This window comes from Candidatus Oleimmundimicrobium sp., assembly GCF_030651595.1.
GTDB lineage: Bacteria > Actinomycetota > Aquicultoria > UBA3085 > Oleimmundimicrobiaceae > JAUSCH01.
In genome coordinates this window covers 19418-36866 of the sequence record NZ_JAUSCH010000031.1, presented here as the reverse complement: position 1 = coordinate 36866, position 17449 = coordinate 19418, and the positions used below count along the sequence as shown (strand labels likewise).

The 17449-nt window shown below is 39.3% G+C and carries 33 protein-coding genes and 1 tRNA gene; 10 read left to right on the top strand and 24 right to left on the bottom strand.

Translation table 11 applies throughout. The features are described 5' to 3' along the window. The 10 genes from Q7U95_RS02550 to Q7U95_RS02505 all read left to right on the top strand — a co-directional run. A partial coding sequence (locus Q7U95_RS02550) for a hypothetical protein (RefSeq protein WP_308751707.1) occupies positions 1-729 on the top strand: 729 nt, incomplete at its 5' end. Between the two features lie 46 nt (positions 730-775). Continuing rightward, positions 776-1750, top strand: coding sequence for a DUF2341 domain-containing protein (locus Q7U95_RS02545; RefSeq protein ID WP_308751706.1), 975 nt, complete (start codon positions 776-778; stop codon positions 1748-1750). 24 nt (positions 1751-1774) lie between these two features. Beyond that, a complete protein-coding gene (locus tag Q7U95_RS02540) occupies positions 1775-3043 on the top strand; it encodes a hypothetical protein (RefSeq protein WP_308751705.1) in 1269 nt (422 codons plus the stop codon). Further along, the gene (locus Q7U95_RS02535; protein ID WP_308751704.1) at positions 3043-4821 is read left to right on the top strand and encodes a hypothetical protein; all 1779 of its coding nucleotides are present in this window, start codon (positions 3043-3045) and stop codon (positions 4819-4821) included. Before Q7U95_RS02540 ends, Q7U95_RS02535 begins: the two co-directional genes overlap by 1 nt. Next, on the top strand, positions 4821-6047 hold the full coding sequence (locus tag Q7U95_RS02530) for a hypothetical protein (protein ID WP_308751703.1): 1227 nt from the start codon (positions 4821-4823) through the stop codon (positions 6045-6047). The genes Q7U95_RS02535 and Q7U95_RS02530 overlap by 1 nt, the downstream gene beginning before the upstream one ends. Continuing rightward, positions 6026-6190, top strand: a complete 165-nt coding sequence (locus Q7U95_RS02525) for a hypothetical protein (RefSeq protein WP_308751702.1) — start codon at positions 6026-6028, stop codon at positions 6188-6190. The genes Q7U95_RS02530 and Q7U95_RS02525 overlap by 22 nt, the downstream gene beginning before the upstream one ends. After that, on the top strand, positions 6190-6945 hold the full coding sequence (locus Q7U95_RS02520) for an N-acetylmuramoyl-L-alanine amidase (protein WP_308751701.1): 756 nt from the start codon (positions 6190-6192) through the stop codon (positions 6943-6945). The genes Q7U95_RS02525 and Q7U95_RS02520 overlap by 1 nt, the downstream gene beginning before the upstream one ends. Then, entirely contained in the window at positions 6945-7199 is a 255-nt protein-coding gene (locus Q7U95_RS02515; protein WP_308751700.1) for a hypothetical protein, read from the top strand. Before Q7U95_RS02520 ends, Q7U95_RS02515 begins: the two co-directional genes overlap by 1 nt. A 1-nt stretch (position 7200) precedes the next feature. Next, complete coding sequence (locus Q7U95_RS02510; protein ID WP_308751699.1) at positions 7201-7398, top strand: hypothetical protein; 198 nt, start codon at positions 7201-7203, stop codon at positions 7396-7398. A 233-nt stretch (positions 7399-7631) separates the two neighbouring features. Continuing rightward, complete coding sequence (locus Q7U95_RS02505) at positions 7632-7919, top strand: hypothetical protein (RefSeq protein ID WP_308751698.1); 288 nt, start codon at positions 7632-7634, stop codon at positions 7917-7919. A 19-nt stretch (positions 7920-7938) separates the two neighbouring features. On the opposite strand, the gene Q7U95_RS02500 is transcribed toward Q7U95_RS02505, so the two are convergent. The 24 genes from Q7U95_RS02500 to Q7U95_RS02385 all read right to left on the bottom strand — a co-directional run bounded on the left by Q7U95_RS02500 (position 7939) and on the right by Q7U95_RS02385 (position 17413). Next, on the bottom strand, positions 7939-8301 hold the full coding sequence (locus tag Q7U95_RS02500) for a hypothetical protein (RefSeq protein WP_308751697.1): 363 nt from the start codon (positions 8299-8301) through the stop codon (positions 7939-7941). Continuing rightward, entirely contained in the window at positions 8302-8745 is a 444-nt protein-coding gene (locus tag Q7U95_RS02495; RefSeq protein WP_308751696.1) for a hypothetical protein, read from the bottom strand. Beyond that, the gene (locus Q7U95_RS02490) at positions 8742-9137 is read right to left on the bottom strand and encodes a hypothetical protein (protein ID WP_308751695.1); all 396 of its coding nucleotides are present in this window, start codon (positions 9135-9137) and stop codon (positions 8742-8744) included. Before Q7U95_RS02490 ends, Q7U95_RS02495 begins: the two co-directional genes overlap by 4 nt. A gap of 9 nt (positions 9138-9146) precedes the next feature. Next, positions 9147-9515: a hypothetical protein gene (locus Q7U95_RS02485; RefSeq protein ID WP_308751694.1), complete on the bottom strand. Its 369-nt coding sequence runs from the start codon at positions 9513-9515 to the stop codon at positions 9147-9149. Then, positions 9512-9955, bottom strand: a complete 444-nt coding sequence (locus tag Q7U95_RS02480; RefSeq protein WP_308751693.1) for a hypothetical protein — start codon at positions 9953-9955, stop codon at positions 9512-9514. The genes Q7U95_RS02485 and Q7U95_RS02480 overlap by 4 nt, the downstream gene beginning before the upstream one ends. A gap of 269 nt (positions 9956-10224) precedes the next feature. Then, positions 10225-10812, bottom strand: a complete 588-nt coding sequence (locus tag Q7U95_RS02475) for an HNH endonuclease (RefSeq protein ID WP_308751692.1) — start codon at positions 10810-10812, stop codon at positions 10225-10227. Continuing rightward, positions 10782-11396, bottom strand: coding sequence for a transglycosylase SLT domain-containing protein (locus Q7U95_RS02470; protein WP_308751691.1), 615 nt, complete (start codon positions 11394-11396; stop codon positions 10782-10784). Before Q7U95_RS02470 ends, Q7U95_RS02475 begins: the two co-directional genes overlap by 31 nt. Next, the gene (locus tag Q7U95_RS02465; protein ID WP_308751690.1) at positions 11396-11584 is read right to left on the bottom strand and encodes a DUF551 domain-containing protein; all 189 of its coding nucleotides are present in this window, start codon (positions 11582-11584) and stop codon (positions 11396-11398) included. Before Q7U95_RS02465 ends, Q7U95_RS02470 begins: the two co-directional genes overlap by 1 nt. A 25-nt stretch (positions 11585-11609) precedes the next feature. Then, positions 11610-11954: a YopX family protein gene (locus tag Q7U95_RS02460; RefSeq protein ID WP_308751689.1), complete on the bottom strand. Its 345-nt coding sequence runs from the start codon at positions 11952-11954 to the stop codon at positions 11610-11612. 84 nt (positions 11955-12038) lie between these two features. Further along, positions 12039-12629, bottom strand: a complete 591-nt coding sequence (locus tag Q7U95_RS02455) for an MT-A70 family methyltransferase (RefSeq protein ID WP_308751688.1) — start codon at positions 12627-12629, stop codon at positions 12039-12041. After that, entirely contained in the window at positions 12626-12790 is a 165-nt protein-coding gene (locus Q7U95_RS02450; protein ID WP_308751687.1) for a hypothetical protein, read from the bottom strand. Before Q7U95_RS02450 ends, Q7U95_RS02455 begins: the two co-directional genes overlap by 4 nt. Beyond that, positions 12790-13140 (bottom strand): hypothetical protein, encoded by a 351-nt coding sequence (locus Q7U95_RS02445; protein WP_308751686.1) that lies wholly within the window; start codon positions 13138-13140, stop codon positions 12790-12792. Before Q7U95_RS02445 ends, Q7U95_RS02450 begins: the two co-directional genes overlap by 1 nt. 10 nt (positions 13141-13150) lie before the next feature. Next, positions 13151-13468 (bottom strand): hypothetical protein, encoded by a 318-nt coding sequence (locus Q7U95_RS02440; protein ID WP_308751685.1) that lies wholly within the window; start codon positions 13466-13468, stop codon positions 13151-13153. Further along, on the bottom strand, positions 13465-14253 hold the full coding sequence (locus Q7U95_RS02435; protein WP_308751684.1) for a hypothetical protein: 789 nt from the start codon (positions 14251-14253) through the stop codon (positions 13465-13467). The genes Q7U95_RS02440 and Q7U95_RS02435 overlap by 4 nt, the downstream gene beginning before the upstream one ends. Before the next feature lie 205 nt (positions 14254-14458). Then, positions 14459-14583, bottom strand: a tRNA-OTHER gene (locus tag Q7U95_RS02430). 54 nt (positions 14584-14637) lie between these two features. Further along, positions 14638-14871, bottom strand: coding sequence for a hypothetical protein (locus tag Q7U95_RS02425; protein WP_308751683.1), 234 nt, complete (start codon positions 14869-14871; stop codon positions 14638-14640). Between the two features lie 192 nt (positions 14872-15063). Continuing rightward, entirely contained in the window at positions 15064-15249 is a 186-nt protein-coding gene (locus Q7U95_RS02420; protein ID WP_308751682.1) for a hypothetical protein, read from the bottom strand. A 2-nt stretch (positions 15250-15251) separates the two neighbouring features. Further along, positions 15252-15545 carry a hypothetical protein gene (locus Q7U95_RS02415; protein WP_308751681.1) on the bottom strand — a complete coding sequence of 98 codons (294 nt, stop codon included), beginning with the start codon at positions 15543-15545 and terminating at the stop codon, positions 15252-15254. Between the two features lie 28 nt (positions 15546-15573). Continuing rightward, the gene (locus tag Q7U95_RS02410) at positions 15574-15768 is read right to left on the bottom strand and encodes a hypothetical protein (protein ID WP_308751680.1); all 195 of its coding nucleotides are present in this window, start codon (positions 15766-15768) and stop codon (positions 15574-15576) included. Positions 15769-15877: 109 nt separating this feature from the next. After that, positions 15878-16414, bottom strand: coding sequence for a hypothetical protein (locus Q7U95_RS02405; protein WP_308751679.1), 537 nt, complete (start codon positions 16412-16414; stop codon positions 15878-15880). Further along, entirely contained in the window at positions 16415-16642 is a 228-nt protein-coding gene (locus Q7U95_RS02400) for a hypothetical protein (RefSeq protein ID WP_308751678.1), read from the bottom strand. Further along, a complete protein-coding gene (locus Q7U95_RS02395) occupies positions 16630-16941 on the bottom strand; it encodes a hypothetical protein (RefSeq protein ID WP_308751677.1) in 312 nt (103 codons plus the stop codon). Before Q7U95_RS02395 ends, Q7U95_RS02400 begins: the two co-directional genes overlap by 13 nt. A 17-nt stretch (positions 16942-16958) precedes the next feature. Then, the gene (locus tag Q7U95_RS02390; RefSeq protein ID WP_308751676.1) at positions 16959-17270 is read right to left on the bottom strand and encodes a hypothetical protein; all 312 of its coding nucleotides are present in this window, start codon (positions 17268-17270) and stop codon (positions 16959-16961) included. Then, complete coding sequence (locus Q7U95_RS02385; RefSeq protein ID WP_308751675.1) at positions 17270-17413, bottom strand: hypothetical protein; 144 nt, start codon at positions 17411-17413, stop codon at positions 17270-17272. The genes Q7U95_RS02390 and Q7U95_RS02385 overlap by 1 nt, the downstream gene beginning before the upstream one ends. Positions 17414-17449: the final 36 nt, after the last annotated feature.

Genomic DNA, 17449 nt, shown 5'->3' with positions numbered 1-17449 from the left:
TTGGTTGATATAAACGCAACGGCTACCTATGAAGTTCTATTGGACAAAGCCAATGATAGCGTGGCGGGTTGGACAAACACCGCTAAAGATGGAACGGGAACACCTGTCCAGCCAATAGCCGATAGCGATGGTCATTTACAGGTTGATGTGCTTTCTGGTGGAGGGGCGGGGGAGCAATATCCTGATGCCGAAGCTGTTGGTGTAGCCAAAAAAGGGAACCTTGTTTTAGGAACAGATGGGACTAATTATCAAGTAATTAAAGTTGATGCTGATGGGAATATTCAGGTTGATGTATTATCCGCCCCCACAACAGCTGTAACAGGGACGTTTTATCAAGCTACGCAACCTGTATCGGGGGCGGTAACGCCTGCACCTGGGACTTCGGGCGGTTGTTTGATTAGCCGTCTGCTTTCGGCTGCCACCACCAACGCCACAGTAGCTAAAGCAAGTGCTGGGCAAGTTTATGGCTGGTATATTACTAACACCAATGCCGCAGTTAGATACGTAAAACTTTATAACAAGGCGACTGCTCCTACTGTTGGAACAGATACTCCTGTAATGACCTTAGCTATTCCTGGGGCTATTGCTGGTGCAGGAACTAATGTTGAATTCTCTTTAGGTATTCCTTTTGCGAGTGGCATTGGCTATGCAACTACGGTGGGAGCAGCAGATAGCGATGTGGGAGCAGTAGCGTTAAATGAGATAATAATTAACCTTTTATACAAGTAAGCATTGGCTTTGTTGTATAAATACTAAACATAAAGGATGTTTATAGATGGCTTGGTTAGAAGGATATGCCTATCGTAAAAAAATAACAATAGCAGCTGGAACTGGTGCTGGAACTAACTATCAACAATTATTATTAGTTGGTGAAAGCTCTGGTGCTGTTGGTGAGAATTTTGACTTAGAAAGCCATTGTCAGAACTTTCCCACCGATATTCGGCTTACTGATAATGATGAAACCACGCTTCTTGATTTTTGGGTAGAGGAAATAACAGGCACTACTCCAAATCGTCTTGCTAAGGTTTGGGTTAAGGTCGCTGATGATTTGGGGGCAAACGTTGATACCTATATTTACTATGGTAAATCAGCTGATAGTTCTGTTTCTAACGGGGTAAACACTTTTGTTTTCTTTGACGACTTTCTTGGGAGTAGTATAGACACAGGCAAGTGGAGTGGAGCTATAGCAGATTGTTCTGTCGCAGATAGTGTTGTTACTCTAACCAAGACAGGTGCTGACGTGTTTGTGTTTTCTACGCCCGCTGGCACTTTTGGTCCCGCAATTAGAATCCGCTCAAAAGAACAGCACCCTCAGGCATCTTCTTCCGTCGACCATGACTCCGAAGCAGGAGTTAGAACCGACAATGCTTGGACAAATGTAGTTAGAATTTATCAATATGATCTTACTGTTTGGGATTATAGCGTTCACAGGGCAGGAGCAGCCTCTGTGATTGGGAGCAATGTAAGTCTTTTCACAACTTGGGGTATTTTTGAGAGATTATGGAAAGATATAAATTCAGCAAAGTTCTCGGTGAATGACTCAGTGCCGCAAGAAATAACGACTAATGTTCCATCGGTTGCTGCCCCTCTTTACTTCAGGGCTTACGCCACTGCTGGCAATACTACAAGTATAAAGTTGGATTGGATATTTGTAGGCAAGTATGTTCCTCCAGAACCAGCATTTAGTTTGGCTGGAGGCGAGGAAGCAACAGGACAACCAAAACTTATGATGATGGGTATGGGAACGTAAATATTGGTAATTAGGAGGGTTTAAATGGCGAATACACTTTTACAATACAAAAATAAGGTGAGAAGGAATTTAAAAGATTTTAACGATATTGATATTTTGGGAACTGCAATTACCGATGTTGCCGCTACCACTTTTACGGCTACCGATTATACTAAATATTCGGCAAACGATATTATTGAAATAGATAGCGAATTGATGAGGGTATCGGCTACCCCCACCACCACAACGGTAACGGTAATAAGGGGATATATGGGGGCTACCGCCGCCACCCATCTAATCAATTCAAGCATAATCCTTAATCCCCACTATTTTGCCATTGATATTGAACAAGCTATCAATGAAGCGATAACACAGGAACTTTGGCAAGCTAAATTAGATGATTATACTTTGGCTGCGAATTCCGATGTTGTTTGTAATTTTGAAACAGGGGAAAGTTGGGTAGGCGGCGCGGCTGATGTTGTTTTTTACAAGACAGGGACACAAGGCAGGAGAATTACCTCGGCAGGCACAGCGGTTACTTCTGTTTTAACTCCTTCGACAGCAGAGAATTTAGCAGGGCGAGATGACGATAAGTTTAAGTTCTGGTTATTCTGTGATGACGCTTCCAAAAAAACAGCTTTCCATTTAAGACTTTATACAGATGACACAAATTATTATACCTATGCGGGGTTTTCTATATCTGACGGTTACACTCATTTGAAAGTAGACAGGAAAGATTTTACCGCGACACTTTCCCCTAATTGGGCGAATATAACTAAGATAGAATTTTCTTATACCGCCTCGTCAAATTCTTTTATAACGGTTGACTCTTTAAAACAAGTTTATTCGGACAGGGTTTACACCTATCCCCTGCCAACCGATTGCAAAAAGTTTTTAGATTTATCTTTATCCGATACGGGTTATTCTTTAATGACCCCTTGCGATAGTTACAGAATAATGAAAAACTTTTATGGTTCGGGAAGTGAGGGGATTAGATTTACCGGAGGCATAAGCTCACCCGTTAAAATGGGTCTAAGATACGCCGCGACTTTCACTAAACTAATCGCCGATGCCAGCGAAACCGACTTACCCACAGACGCTCAAGAACTACCTGTTTATTATGCTTGCTGGAAACTCTCTTTATCTGATGAGAGCAACAGGGCAAGATATGATAAAGCCCCTGCCAATTTAGATGAAAAAGCTAATCCCATCGGGGCTTCGGCTAAAGCGGGTTACAACTGGAAGCTAATGTTTGATGAAGAAAGGGCTATGCTCGGCTTGAATAAACTTTATGCATACAGAAGGAGAATTTAATGGGAACGGTAGGTAAAACCCACTCAATTAAATTAGATGGCAATTATTATATGCTCCTTAATAAAATATCCGCCCGCAAAAAATACCCGACAAGACAACTGGCTGAACGGATTGCTATGCAAGCTACCAGGGGAGAACAAGATTTTTCTAATGCTTGGAGAAGGGTATATGATGACTGGTCTTTGGGTTTTGACCAGGATTACCACGATAAAGAATTTTCTTTACCGAGTAGGTTTAAAGACTCATCAGCAATAGATATATCAGAGCGGGGAGAAATTAAATTACTTCCGCCTACCTCTAAAATTCAAGCAACCGCCAACACGGATTATGACGCATTGGGCGTTGGATTGAGTTATCTTTGGACAGCTCAAGGAACAAATGTCTATTACTATGATGGAACAACTATGTCAGCGGCGATAGCTTCCGGGGCAACAACAAGTGAGATTATTGACTTTGCCTGTGATGGGCAATATATGTACGCGAATATTTCCAGCACCGAAGGTGTGCATAGAGGCGACACTTCAATCTGGGCTCATTGGTCTGACCTAACGGGACTACAAAAAATACTTTATCACAACAAAACCCTTTACGGTATAACTGCGACTAAACTTTATCAAGTATTGGCTGCTGCTGCTTCGGTTGAAATATTTGACGCTTCGACAGGGTGGACGCTTACAGGGCTTACCGCCGAAGGGACTATGTTTGGTGGTAATATTTATTTCTGTGGGCACAATGGGAACGTAACAAAAGTATGGGTCTATGATGGCACGGGGACAAGCGAGGTAACAGAATTGCCATCGAGCTTTATCGGATTGGGTTGCAATTTTTGCCAGGGTTTACTTTGGGTTTATGGATACCAATCAGCCCCGGCAACAGGCAGCAAAATAGGAGTTTCATATTTTATAAATAGCGGAACAGTCGGTTTTGGTTTTGAGATTGGGGAAGAAACAGCAAATAGACCATACCAAATTGAAACAATGGCTGATAGCAAAGATAAAGTATATTTTAATTATAACCATCTGACAGGCTTGGGTTGCTATAACCTTGCTCTCGGTGGCATATCTAAAGATGTTTTTATCACCCTTATATCAGCAGAAGCCAACCAGGTAAGAGATATTGCCGTTTATAAAAATAAAAAATATTTTACTGTTAAAGGACAAGGAGTTTATAAAGAAGGAACGACATATAACACTACTGGATATGTTATCCAATCTTTAGACGCTTACGGGATACCAAATATTACTAAATTATACCAAAGGATAGGGGTAACCCACAAAACTCTGGCAGCTGCCGAAACAGTAAAGGTAGAATATTCAATAGACAGAGGGGCTAATTGGGTCGAAGCGGGGACATCTTCCACAGACGGGGATAAATCAAAAGAGTGGGCGATAGTATCTTCTAATGTGAAGGCAAAAGAAATACAAATAAAAACAACTCTCGCGGGAGATGGTTCAACTACTCCTACTGTTCTTTCCGCTTTTTATTCCTGTGAGCCGCTCCCTGAATATACGTATGACTTTGAACTTCTCGTAGCCGCTTTCGACCACCCTTGTTTATTAGATGGACGGACAAAAAGTCCCGAATTAGGCGAAGTTATAATCGATAATCTTTGGGCTTCAATCGCTAAACAGGAATTTTTATCTTTTACCGACACAGATGGCACAGTTTATAATATTAAACCCGTCTTTGAACAATGCGGGGAAACTACTATAACCGATACAAGACGACCGGATATAGAAGAAACCGCTTTTAAGTTGATATTAAGGGAGGTCAAATAATGAGTGATTTTTTAGGGCCGATTGAGGTTCTGCAAAATTATGCTTCTGATATAATTGCCGGTTCGGGTTCTCTTAAAAATCTTGTTATAGGTTCACAGGGGTTTATTCGGCAAGGGCAAAACGGTTACGATGCCGGGGTTGGTTTTTGGTTGGGAGATGATGCGGGAACAACTAAGTTTTCAATAGGGAACTCATCTGGGGATAAACTTACTTGGAATGGGACTAATTTAGTCTTTTCGGGGAACCTATCAGCCGCCTCTGGGGCATTGGGAGCAATCACCATTGGTGCAAATGCCTGGCATGTTGATAGTTCAGGTAATATGTGGTGGGGAGCTTTTGCCACTTATGCAGCAGCTACTATTAAAATATCCTCTGCTGGGGCTGTTAATTTTACCAGCGGGACTTTTTCGGGGTCAATAACAGGAGCAACGGGCACTTTTTCGGGAGCTTTATCAGGAGCAACAGGAACATTTGCAGGGAATTTAACTGCTAATGTTTGTTATGCCAACTTTATATCTTGTTCTAATAAATTATACGCAAATGGCGTGGAGCCAATTAGTGATTTAGTTGGCACTTTGGGAGCAAACACCTATCATTGGTCTCATTTGTATGTGGGAAATATAACAGGTCTTTATGCTGCAACTATTGGAGGTACAATCCACGGGTTTGGCGACGGTATTTTTAATTCATATAGTTCTGCTGCTCGATTTAAATATAGTGCTTCAAGCTATTTTTATATTGCGGCAGGGTCAGCAAATATAACCGTGGGGGCTGCGGTAAAAGCCTCCTGGACATCGCTTCCGAAAGTACGCCTTGACCCTGATGGAGCAGTAACAGACAACTCCTTTGGTGTAAATAATCCTGGCTCGTTTAGACCGATGATTTTTGATTATGTTAAAGTCAATGGTTCCTCAAAAATAGAATTAGGTGAGCGGTTTAAATCCTTTATTGGAGAATATGACGTTTTTGTAAATGGCGGGAAATGCACCAATAAAACTCCTGATTTTTTTGAGGTTGAAGGACAAGGTGGAATAACCTGCTTTATCGTAGGTATTGAAAAAGGAAAAGAAGATGTTTGGAGTTACGATTTGGTCGAAAGTCCTTTAGAGGAAGTTGAAGAAATTGATAAGAAGGGCAAAAAAGTTAAGGTTAAAAAGAGAATAGATGGTAAAATATTCGGAAAGGCTATTGGAAGGGGACACAAATGCACGAAGAAAAAGGTGTAGATGTGAATTTACTTGTACAACGTCTCGGGAACAAATTAGCAACTTATGAAATTCAATTAGAAGTTATGGCACTCGAAATAGAAAGATTAAAAGCTGAAAATGAATTACTGAAAAATGAAAAGAAGGAGAAGAGGGCTAAATAATGATAGGTATAGACGCTGGCCACCATAATTCAGACAGCGGAGCGGTTCGCGTTAGCAAGGGAATTAAAGAAGTTGATTTAAACCGAGCTGTCATTAAATTTTTAAAACAAGAATTAGCCCAAAGAGGAATTATATATATCGAATGTATTGGCTCAATTCACCAAAAAGCCAATATAGCCAATGCGAACAACTGTTCTATTTATGTATCAGTTCATCATAACGCCGGTGGAGGGGAAGGGACGGAAACTTTCCATTGCCCTAACTCAAGCGAAGGGGCAAAACTGGCTAAAGCTATTCACTCTGAAGTTGTCAAAGTGAGCGGATTAAAAGACAGGGGGATTAAGCAGAAGAAGTTTACCGTTTTAACCAAAACAAAAATGCCTGCTACCTTAATTGAGCTGGGCTTTATGGACTCAAATGATTTTGATGAAATTATCAAAACCGATTTTCAAAATAGATGTGCTGGAGCAATTTGTAGGGGAATTTGTAATTATTTTGGTGTAGATAAACAGGAGGTCGATATGGAAAGTTGTGTATATACGGATAACGATGTCGATGCAAGGATTGGCAGTTATCTATCAGAGAAAAAGGGAATACCTCTGATTGTAAATTCCCTCCCCGCTTTCACTTCTAACAAAGTTTATGCCATCGGATTGAACGCTGTTACAAAATGCAAGGGAAAATTTAAAGTTGTGGTTGAGCTTTCGGGCAAAGATAGATTTGAAACCGCTAAGAAGGTTATGGGTGAAATTTGATGGACGCAGACTCAAAGATAGCTGTCCTAAAGCAACGGGCTGATACTATTGAAAAAGACCATGAAGATTTAGCAAAAAGCGTAAACGGTTCGCTCGAGAATATTTGGAAAGCAATTAACTCATTAAGAGATCAACTCCTCGAATATAAACTTGAAGCAGATAAGAAGCCAACGTGGGCGGTTACTATTATAATCGGGGCGTTGTTGTCTATGACAACTGGGCTGGCTATATATATTATTACGCTGGGTCGGTAAAGTGAACTGTCCTCACTTTGGAATTCCTGACTGTGATAAAAACCTACAAGCTGTTATATGGGAAAAAATGGTTGCCCTGGCTTACGAGCAATTTCAGAAAAGTTTGAATGTTGTATCAATGCTGACAGGAAAGAATTTGAAAGTAACTGATGAGGAAGGAAATTTGTTCGCCGCCGTGCACAGGAATATTAAAAAGTAATGGAGGTCTATTATGGATTGGAAAGGAATATTTTTTCTTATCTGAGCAGTAATTTTCGCCTTGCTTTGCGAGGCTACGATTAAAAGAAACAAGTGAGCTGGGGAGACTTACTGAGAGCCATTTTAAGCCACGTTTATTTTCTCACCCATAGCTGAACATAGGTAAATAGGAGAACTTAGAGGGGCTGGCTGTATATTTGAGTAGAATTGATTTTGAGAGGGGGTGAATATCTGATGACTGTTGAAGTTTTTATTAAGGAATTAGGATACATCATCGCTTACACTTGGTTGGTGGTTGAGCTTTTGCGCAAATGCTATTTTGTTAAAAAATTCTTTGTGAAGCAAAATCCTAAAAATATGGCATTTATTGTTGGGTTGATTGTTACGGGAGTAGGTATTTATTGCGGGGCTATTACTTATTCTTCACTTGCCGACATTTACAGAATTATACTTATTTCCGGGTTAGCAATCGTTGGGTCGGAAAAAGCTCACGATGTGTTGGCGGACCCATTAGGATTATAAATATTCTTTTTATTTGGGGTCATCTCTTAGCGGGGTGGCCCTCTTTTTTCTCTTTTAAATGCTTAATTTGTTTATTAAAATGCTTAATCCTTTTTTGTATTTCCTCAATTTGGAGAGGTAAGTCTTCGCCCTCCATGTCCCATAAAGCAATTTTGAGAAGCATCCTCCGCATTTTTAAATCTAAAAAATCAACCGCTTTTTCAAGTTCTTCTGAAATAGAATCGGCTAAATTTGATATTCCAACGGCCTCCCTGAAATAGTGCATTCCTTTTGTATCGTCTTCTTTTGCCACGGGGAAAGAAATATGGAAAAAATCCTCTACTTGAGTTGATAATTCTTCGAGTTTTTGAATATCCCTTTTAAGACGATGGTAATCAGCCACTTAGATCTCCTCCATCAGTTTCTTATAATTTTCTTTTCGGGTAGTTTCATATTTTTCCCACCAATGTTCTGGGATTTTGGTCTTTACCAATCCCCCTATCTTTTTTAATCGTTCTAATTCCTCTTTTGTAAACTCTCCCGCGTTGGCGTAAACAGAACACTTGACACACGCTTTAACGGGATGACGCCAAATCGCCTGTACCGGATACCCTTTTTTCTGCTGGTGCTCGTGGAACAAACCCTTTGAGCACCTAACCCGCCCGTCTTTATTCACTTTCGCAAATTCACAATTCATTGTTTTACTTCGTTGAAGAGCTTTGTAAAGTTTCAGACCATCTTTACATTCTATGCTTCCGCAGGTAACGGAAGTCGGTTGAAACAATCTCTGTCCGCAAAAAATACAATATTTCCGTTTCGATTTTGTTTGCTTGGTGTTTGCTATCACGCCATCCACCGACCCATCAAAGCCACATCAACCTTGCTTTGGGTAGTTTTATAATTCCCCATATTAACGAGATAAAAATTCTCATATATCTCAACAACCTTCCCCTGAACTGTCTTTACTTGTTTGCCTGCGGTGGCATTTTCAGTCCAATAAATATCAACAGGGATAAGCTCCCCTACTTTCTTTGCTTGCCTTTTGACCATTTCGGCAAAATTAAAACCGTCTTGAAAAGTGTATTTATTTGTTTCTTTTAACTTTTTCCTTCTTTTAGAATTATGACCAACAATATATTTCTTTGGTTGACCTTTGACAAACCCATAAGTTCTGCTGGTAAAACCCCACACGCCCACTTCTTGACCGCATCCGCATTGACAATAATGTTTTTCTTTCATCAGCCCTCCCTAATCGGTCCCGCCTACTTTTAATTCTTCTAAAATTAGCTTCGTGTATTTTTTATCATCATCAACAAAAACCGGCATCGCTATAATTAAATATTTACCGCAATCATCAGGGATAATACCTGCCTTGACTAATGAATCCGCTAAGGCATCATGTAAAAAATTATGTTCATCCCTTTTTTTATTATCGGCGAAAGATATTAAAACCTGCATATAACATTTTTGCATCTTGGGAACCTTTTTAGCTTTTAATAACCAACCGATTGATTCTTCCCACTCTTTTTTAACCTTGGCTCGTTTTGCCCAATGCCAGCTTTTTGTCTGATTTTTTGAGGGTGGCGTAGCCCCCTCGATTACAATTTCATACTTCATTTTATCCCCCCTCCTAATTTATTAACTAACGAATTGCAGAAGATTATGGATACGGTGGAAGAATTTGATTTTAATCCGTTAGTTATTAAATGTGCCATTGCGTGTGTCATCACTTCTTCTGTATCTCTTGTTAGTGGCAAGTTAGCCCACTCAAATAAATGAAACACTGCGTGTAAACATTCGTGAGCATAAGTAGCGTATTCTCTTGAATTTTGTGGCTTGCGTGGAATCCAAACTACGGGAACATACCCTCTTCTAAAAAAACATTTACCTCGTGGAATATCTCCCATATCAGAATCAGCTAGGTTAGTTTTTTTATCCTCAAACTTCCAGCTAACATAAGCTAAAGTGGTTTTGTAATCACCAACAATAATAATTATATCAAAATCAAATGCACCCATATTTACCCTATTTTCTGTTATTCCTTTCCCCTTTTTCATATTTTTCCTCTTAATTTATTCTTTCCTCTTTGTGCCAAAAAACCCCGATACAGAACGAGAACTTTTGGCACAACTCTTGATTTAAGCCCTTCAAAACATTCTACCCACACAATCCTATTAATTACACCCAAAGTCTTAACGGTTGCCCTCCTGTGTTACGTGAGAGGATTTTAAGACTTCTCTGTGAGCTCACCTTCATTTAGCCCCCCGCCTAATTTAAACTGTCCGATATTTTCGTACGGTTGGACCTCTCATAGATGAATCATATTTTATGGTTTAACTTCTACCCATGTATGATAATTAACTGCGAGCAAGATAGTATTGTGGCCGACAGAATATAATCTGCCTATTGACCGTGCACTCTCACCACGAGCATGTCTTACCCGTACATCTCTTACTGTCTCGGGGGAGAGCTTTATTCTTCCTGCTCTCATCATGTTCTCTCTGTGTGTTACCGCTTCCAGGTGTTCGGGATTTACACACGCACGATTTCGGCACAAATGGTCTAATTCCAATCCATCTGGGATAGAGCCGTATCTGGCTTTGTAGAATTTTCTGCTTGCCCTACCAGCCATTCCGCTTAGGGCATATCCTCTATCGTTTAAGAGTCCGTTCCACACCCAACATCCGTTAGTATCTACTGTATATCCATGTGGATATTTTCTGCTGTGGTGGCAACGTATGAACCGCTTTGGCTTTCCTGAAATATTACCATCCCTTGACTCAGATTGCTTTGCTATTGGGGCCAACTCACCGCATCCACACATACACAAACCCGATGGATTTGGCCCATCACCAACCATGCGTCTTCCCATAACAATCTCCTTTATCTTGGTTTTATTTGCCAGTGATTCCAATTCGCCCCACCTTTACTTAACCACGCCGCAACCGCTATATTCGCTTCAGGGTCAAAAATACTTGCTCCCGCCCAACCGGCTGAGGCACTTCTATTCGGCCAATATCTCGCTAAGTGTTGGAATAATCCACTTGCTGATGAGTTTGGATTTTTTGCGTTCGGATCGCCTCCACTTTCTCCGCTCATCACAATTAAAGCGTCATCCACGTGCTGGGCCAGGAAATACTTTTTAACCAGCGGACGCCATTGCTCCACGCCTGGCTTATTCGTTTTAATCTGTTTTGTTTTGGCTCTCGCAGTTTGAACGTGGCTGTTTGTGTGAAATCGAGCATTGTTGGCCTTTGTTTCGGCAATCTGTCTCTCCAATGTTTCAATTTTTTCACCTCTCTCTTGAGCTAATTTCCCATTTTTCCAAGCTAAATTTCTCCAATCATCTAATCGTTCTTGACTGACTTCCGGGACGGGGTTGTAGTTGGTAAACTCGGTAACTGGTTCATTTGGAATATTGTATTTTGACACCAGAAGCATAATGGGGACACCTGCAATAAATAAAATAAGCACCACTTTTAAAATAAGTTTATTCATCACTTCTCCTTTGGTGGTTCAATTTTCATCCAATGAGTAATCTCACAACTAACTTCGTTCTCAATTTCCCAACAATCATTATCCAGAGAAGATAATCTATAGTCTTCTGACCCGCCATATCTTAAAATCCACACTAAAACCACATCACCTTCTTTTGGTAATCTTTCTTCACAACTTATCCAATCCATCAACTCACCCCCTTGTTTTTCCTCATCACTTCTCCTTTAAGAGTTCGCTGTTCTCATATACATTTCCTATTACTTCTCTAAATTCTTCCGATGGCATATATTTTTGACCATTGGGATATTTACACCAAAATCCACCATCTTCAAAAATGACTTCTCTAATATCGCCCTGATTGTCTTTTAGTAAATCGGATTCATAAATCTCCTTGCCGTTTTTATCGATTAGCCCCGTGTATTGCATAAGCGGGAGCCCATCTGAAAAAGGGATAAACAGCCCATCGGTATCAAGACTTAATGCCAGTGGTGTTATCTTCTTCAAATCAATCATTATTTTTGTTAGCTCATTCCATGCCCTAAACTTAATTTTTCTCATATCAACTCACCCCCCTTAGCCACAGCCACACATAAAACAAATATTGTGGATATTAGTAAAATCAATTCGGTTAAGTTCTGATGTTTATTTTTCATTTAAAACCTCCAATTCAATATCACTTTCTACTTCGTTACCCCAGACATCCCAACCATTGAAAGTTTCATCTTCAAATAAAGCGTCTGGCTTTCTTGCAAATAACTCTATACGAGGAATATCTCCCATCATCTCTACAATTCTTTGTCTTACTTCTGGTGGTTTGGAACTGTGCTTTCCTCTCTGTGCCATAACTATTTGTTTAACTGGTTTTTTTCTTTTGGGAAATGTCTTATGAGTAGCCAACAAACAAAGTTCGGCATTTCCAAGTGTCCAGTTACCTAACCCAGAATAAATACCTTTTGATGTGGTCTTTACCCAAGTAAAAGCACAGCACTTATATTTGAATCCCCACGAATCAATAACCTTCATTGCTTGGTCAAGACAGGGCATTGTTGCCCACAGAAAAAGAATACAGTCCTTGTCTGTTATTTCGTCTACTCCCAACGCACAAATATCATCAAGGGTCATTGTGGGGTATTCCATACGACCAACCTTTTTGTTTAACTTCTTGTCTTTAATTACTGACCAGTTGTTATAACTCCAAGGTGGATCGCAAAGCAAAATTTTATATTTTTTCACTTCTTCAGCTCCTTTTCAATCCTATTTACCCAGTTCTCTAACCTCTCCATGTCAAGTTGGCTAACTAACCCCATATTTATTTCTGTTCTGTGGTCTGGATTATTTTTCACTACCTTTTTTATTCTATTAGCAAGGTCAAGAAGTCCCTCGTAAAGATACATTATTCCTCCTGTTCATATAGCCAGATGAGGGCGGATGCAAGACAATCGTCAGGGTCATCTTCAGTAAAATAAGCTTCTGTTTTTTCTCTTTCAAACCACACTAACCACTTACCGTTCTTTTTTTCTCTTTCAATCCCCCACTTAACATCACACTTCTCATCTATCGCCTCAATCAATTCATCTGTGGTGGGATTAGGGAGGTAGCTTGCACATACAAAACATTGTGCAATTTCCTTAGTGGACCCCTCGCAATCATTTGGTTGTGGTAGGAAACAATCAAGGTGTCCAAAAATCTCTATCCTTTTATTTAATTTCTTTAACTTCTTCCTGGTTGCGTCTGTTATTTTCATTTAGACCTCCTCAAAAAGGTATTCGACCCTCGGTTATCTCTCTTCCTGTTTCCTGTTTGTCTTCCGGGATTGCCATATTTTTTGAATATACGCTGTTACATTTGCGACAATAGAGATTGTATGTGATTTTTTTAATTCTATACGTTTTGTTATTTATATCAAACGACTCATCTTGAGCATATTGTTTTCTCTTTTTCATATTAGTTGAGTAGTTCGCGCGGATTGTCCTGTCTCTTAAATGAATATCCTTATCAGGGAAAGTTTCGGTTATCGGTGTTTCCATTCCATCTAATCTCACGTCTAAACAATTCGGGCATAAATATATCATTCCGCATCTCCTGTCATGTCAATTATGATTTTTTTCTGCTCTTGCTTCGTATATTTTCCTTCTATTATTTTCAGCCAATTGGTATCATTGCTCATTACCCAGTCAAAATCAGCTCGCCAGTTACGCTCATTTTCTCCATGCAAAAACTTAATATCGGTTATGGTAATAAAAAGAGTTGCCCATTCGGATAAGTCCGGGTGTTCTTCCCACCGCAATTTTATTTTTTCTTTTCTCGTTTTACTCAAGGCGACAATTTTAGCAAGTTCTGTTTTTTCATTCCAAAGATTTTGAATTTCAGCAAAAGGAATTAACGGTTTTGATTTAGGGTTTATGGTTATTAATTTATGGTTATTGGTTATTGGTTTATGGTTATTAAGAGTATCTCCATTTAACGATACTCTATCGGTAGGGTATGGGGTAGGGTATTGATACTCTATAATCCTTGCAGGTATAAGGGCTAATTCTTTTTCTTTGGCTATTTCGTTCTTTTCGCCGATAAATTTATTGTAAAATTCAAAGTTTACAATTTTTATCCAACCATCAATAAAAAGAAACTTATTATCTGTGGATAACTTTTCTTTTATGGTATCTAATTCTTTCACCGTTAGATCTAAACCGAGCCGAATATATTTATCCGGCAACTCATAAATTCCGCAGATATTCACTTTCTCGTTTGTGATGAAATAAATAAAGGCAAGTTTTTCTTTGGCTTTTAGGTCTGATATATAGTTATCCTGCCAAAACTTTGTATAGATTATTCTCGTTTTAATTCTTGCCACCTCCATAAAAAAAGACGCCTGTTAAACGCCCTTCTTTTTACTCTCAATAAAATTATCCAGTTCCGCTTTTAAAATCCGGGGGGAACGCTCCGATATATAAACTACCTTGATTTCCCCATCTTCAATCAGTTTGCGAAGGGTATCTATTGAGATTTTTAGGATTTTACACGCTTCTTTATAGGTATAAATTTTGTTACCTCCTTAAACTAATTGGGAGAGAGGCAGGGACTCGAACCCTGCATAGCTAACTGGACGCGACTGAGTAATCATTTAACGGTTTACCACCAGTTTTGCCTTAACTCTATTATAGCGTCTACCCATTCCGCCACTCTCTCCCAAACCATATAATCTTTAGATACAACCCTATACTATCTTAATCAATTCTATTCGTCAACTCTTTTTATTTACCGCACCATCTAATTCCGCGACCTCCCAATCTGTCCTTAAAATTTTCTCTGTTTCTTCTTTCCAATCATCGTGGTTGGCTTTGCACGTTCCGGCGTGTGAGTGTATTGCTTCATAAATAAAAGCCCACTCTTTGTACATAGGAAGATTTATATTGTCGAGGTCGATGTTATACACTATCCAAGTATCTAAACGCCGTAAAAGCTCTTTGGGTCCCATCTATCCTATCACCATCCATAATCCCACAATAAATAGCCAACTAAACGCCAAGAACACCAAAGCCCCTAATAGAGATATAATTATCTGTCCACGAGTTAGGTATCCAATAGGGGTATTTATTCTTTTCTGGAAGAAGATTCGTTTGTAGCACACCTTTTTATCTTTGGGAACGAAAATGTGTTTGTAGTCCATCTACTCCTCCTCCTTAAAGTTGTTTCTTTTACTATGTTTTCCGATTAAATCTCTAAGGCAACTTTCTAATTGAGCATACCTTGCATACTTTAAATCCCCACCGCTATAATCAATTATTACTTCTAACGCCTGTTTTATATCGTGTGCCATTTCCCCCATTATTCTGGGCTCCCTGTTCATTTTCATTTTTACTCCTCCTCCTCAAATTGGTCAAAATAAATTAACGGATTCTCCCCGTCCAAAATCAGGTCTAAAATTTTATGGGCGTGATATTTGTAGGCAGAGATAAGATTAGGGGGGAGATGTTCCCTAACAAAATTATGAAGACAATTTGGGCAATATGGTATTCCGTCTGGCACACATCGTTGCGGAGCTGGTATTATGGGTTTTGCCCCACACCGATAACAAACCAATTCCTCCCCAAAATATGCTTTGAGGAAATCGGGGTTGAGGAGTATTTGTTCGATAGTTTTGTTATCCATCTATTTCTCCTTTTCAAATTGGTTTTTACTATCCAAGGTGCTTAGAAATTTCTGGTGTAAAGCCACCAAGCTCTTTAAATCTTTTGTCGAACACTTCCCAAAATGGTTTTGTTTTATCAAAATACAAATGCCCAGATGGAGCAAATCTCCACAATGATGCCATTTCTGTTTGTGTCATCTTATTTATTTCTCCAATAATTTCCTTTTCTTTATCACTTACCATTTAAGCCTCTCCTTTCCAAATTGGTGGGGGCCAAATAAAAGTGATGCCACAAGTTACTCACTCTTTTCGGCGTCCAGCCCCCTTTCTCACGGGCGCATTTAGTGAGAAATTATCCAAATAAATCGACCTTGGTATCTTTATCAAAGGTTTCATTTAATTCTTCATCGGTGGGCGTATATGCCCCTTCATCTTCCTCGTATATAAAAGATAGGAATTCCAATGCTTGAGGAAGGATCGCTTCGAGTTTAATTAGTTTCGCTGAAGCTAAACTCGTGGAATAAGCCAAACAACGCCCCCTAAAATCCCTTTTCTCTTTAGCGTCCCAGTCAACATTTTCCTTCTTTTGTCCGAGGGCTATCGTTGCTTCTGTGGCTGTTTCTGTGCACTCTACGATATCCTCTACGATATCCTGTAAATTCCACTTACTCCCCCCTAAACCGTCTTCGGTAACATCATAGATAAAAACAACGTCTTTTCCGATTAATCCTTCCTTAACTTTTTTGGCTATTTCTTTATCAAATGTATTCGCGTGGGTTTTGCCCTCTCCTTGAATAGTATATAAAACCCACTCTTTCCCACTTGTTTTCTTACCTTTTTTGTAAGTTACCTCTAAAACTTTTGTTTTAATTTCTTTTAATTCTCCCATCTACTTCTCCTCCTCTTTAAGTGTTTTGGGATTTTCAAAAAAGCTATCATCTGGCTCGGTTATCTGCTCTAATTTTGCAACAGCAATTTTTAATGCATTTTTATATTCATCTGATGAAATCCCCTTGAAATCCACAAGAGCAAAAGCAAACCTCTCTAAAACTGCCTCAAATCTCTTTCTTTGGTTGTTTTTTAGTTCCTCATCTATTTCTTTCTCTATTTTATCCACCTAAATTCCCTCCAATTTCCCTCCAATTTCTTTACCGTTCCCTCCATAATATCCTCAAAGTTATCCTTCCCGATTATCATTTCGTAAATATCCTCGCCCCACCCGCAATCGCAACTTCCCGATGTTAGTTCATACAAGAAATAATCTAATATCTCTCTGATGATTTTCCTTTTCTTGTCGGCTAAAAATTCTTTTATTTTCTTATCCGTGTTCATTTTCTCCTCTTTTTCCGCCAGTTCATCAAGCTGTTCACCGATGGGCTTGGTAAAAATCCCTTCCATAAAATTATCTTTCTTCATTATTTCCCCTCCTTTTTTTATCCAATATCAGCTTCAAAACTCACCCAATGATTTGAATGAAATTTAAGTGTATATTTTCCTGGATTCCCCTTTGTGAGTCTTGCAAAGTTAAACCGTTCCCAATCTTGCCATAACCAGTTGTCCCCTTTATAATCCATTTTGTCGCAATCTTCACCAGTAAAACAATTGCCAAGGGTGTAACTTTTTATGTTCTTGGCATTGGCAAAAATTAACGCTGCTTTTTTGGCTTGATTTCTCCCAATAGTTTTCATTTCTTGCCCCTCCTTTAATTTGTCAAATTTACCTTCCATAAAATTATCTTTCTTCATTATTTCCCCTCAACCTCCTTCTCAACTAATTCATTTATTTTTTGATTAACAGATACATTTTCCTTTTTACACATCTCTTTAAGTTTGACATATAAAGAGTAGCGTAACCGGGTATTTAATTGTTTATATCCTTCATCTTTCATCGTTTTATCCCTCCTTTCCTCTTGGGTTAAAATTTG

Coding starts and splice junctions, on each gene's coding strand:
- Q7U95_RS02395 (WP_308751677.1), bottom strand. CDS start 16,941: ATGAAGAAAGATAATTTTATGGAAGGGATTTTTACCAAGCCCATCGGT.
- Q7U95_RS02440 (WP_308751685.1), bottom strand. CDS start 13,468: ATGATATATTTATGCCCGAATTGTTTAGACGTGAGATTAGATGGAATG.
- Q7U95_RS02470 (WP_308751691.1), bottom strand. CDS start 11,396: ATGAATAAACTTATTTTAAAAGTGGTGCTTATTTTATTTATTGCAGGT.
- Q7U95_RS02445 (WP_308751686.1), bottom strand. CDS start 13,140: ATGAAAATAACAGACGCAACCAGGAAGAAGTTAAAGAAATTAAATAAA.
- Q7U95_RS02515 (WP_308751700.1), top strand. CDS start 6,945: ATGGACGCAGACTCAAAGATAGCTGTCCTAAAGCAACGGGCTGATACT.
- Q7U95_RS02525 (WP_308751702.1), top strand. CDS start 6,026: ATGCACGAAGAAAAAGGTGTAGATGTGAATTTACTTGTACAACGTCTC.
- Q7U95_RS02465 (WP_308751690.1), bottom strand. CDS start 11,584: ATGGATTGGATAAGTTGTGAAGAAAGATTACCAAAAGAAGGTGATGTG.
- Q7U95_RS02385 (WP_308751675.1), bottom strand. CDS start 17,413: ATGAAAGATGAAGGATATAAACAATTAAATACCCGGTTACGCTACTCT.
- Q7U95_RS02415 (WP_308751681.1), bottom strand. CDS start 15,545: ATGGATAACAAAACTATCGAACAAATACTCCTCAACCCCGATTTCCTC.
- Q7U95_RS02540 (WP_308751705.1), top strand. CDS start 1,775: ATGGCGAATACACTTTTACAATACAAAAATAAGGTGAGAAGGAATTTA.
- Q7U95_RS02460 (WP_308751689.1), bottom strand. CDS start 11,954: ATGAGAAAAATTAAGTTTAGGGCATGGAATGAGCTAACAAAAATAATG.
- Q7U95_RS02425 (WP_308751683.1), bottom strand. CDS start 14,871: ATGGGACCCAAAGAGCTTTTACGGCGTTTAGATACTTGGATAGTGTAT.
- Q7U95_RS02535 (WP_308751704.1), top strand. CDS start 3,043: ATGGGAACGGTAGGTAAAACCCACTCAATTAAATTAGATGGCAATTAT.
- Q7U95_RS02505 (WP_308751698.1), top strand. CDS start 7,632: ATGACTGTTGAAGTTTTTATTAAGGAATTAGGATACATCATCGCTTAC.
- Q7U95_RS02410 (WP_308751680.1), bottom strand. CDS start 15,768: ATGGTAAGTGATAAAGAAAAGGAAATTATTGGAGAAATAAATAAGATG.
- Q7U95_RS02480 (WP_308751693.1), bottom strand. CDS start 9,955: ATGAAAAAGGGGAAAGGAATAACAGAAAATAGGGTAAATATGGGTGCA.
- Q7U95_RS02485 (WP_308751694.1), bottom strand. CDS start 9,515: ATGAAGTATGAAATTGTAATCGAGGGGGCTACGCCACCCTCAAAAAAT.
- Q7U95_RS02405 (WP_308751679.1), bottom strand. CDS start 16,414: ATGGGAGAATTAAAAGAAATTAAAACAAAAGTTTTAGAGGTAACTTAC.
- Q7U95_RS02520 (WP_308751701.1), top strand. CDS start 6,190: ATGATAGGTATAGACGCTGGCCACCATAATTCAGACAGCGGAGCGGTT.
- Q7U95_RS02545 (WP_308751706.1), top strand. CDS start 776: ATGGCTTGGTTAGAAGGATATGCCTATCGTAAAAAAATAACAATAGCA.
- Q7U95_RS02450 (WP_308751687.1), bottom strand. CDS start 12,790: ATGTATCTTTACGAGGGACTTCTTGACCTTGCTAATAGAATAAAAAAG.
- Q7U95_RS02435 (WP_308751684.1), bottom strand. CDS start 14,253: ATGGAGGTGGCAAGAATTAAAACGAGAATAATCTATACAAAGTTTTGG.
- Q7U95_RS02490 (WP_308751695.1), bottom strand. CDS start 9,137: ATGAAAGAAAAACATTATTGTCAATGCGGATGCGGTCAAGAAGTGGGC.
- Q7U95_RS02420 (WP_308751682.1), bottom strand. CDS start 15,249: ATGAAAATGAACAGGGAGCCCAGAATAATGGGGGAAATGGCACACGAT.
- Q7U95_RS02530 (WP_308751703.1), top strand. CDS start 4,821: ATGAGTGATTTTTTAGGGCCGATTGAGGTTCTGCAAAATTATGCTTCT.
- Q7U95_RS02390 (WP_308751676.1), bottom strand. CDS start 17,270: ATGAAGAAAGATAATTTTATGGAAGGTAAATTTGACAAATTAAAGGAG.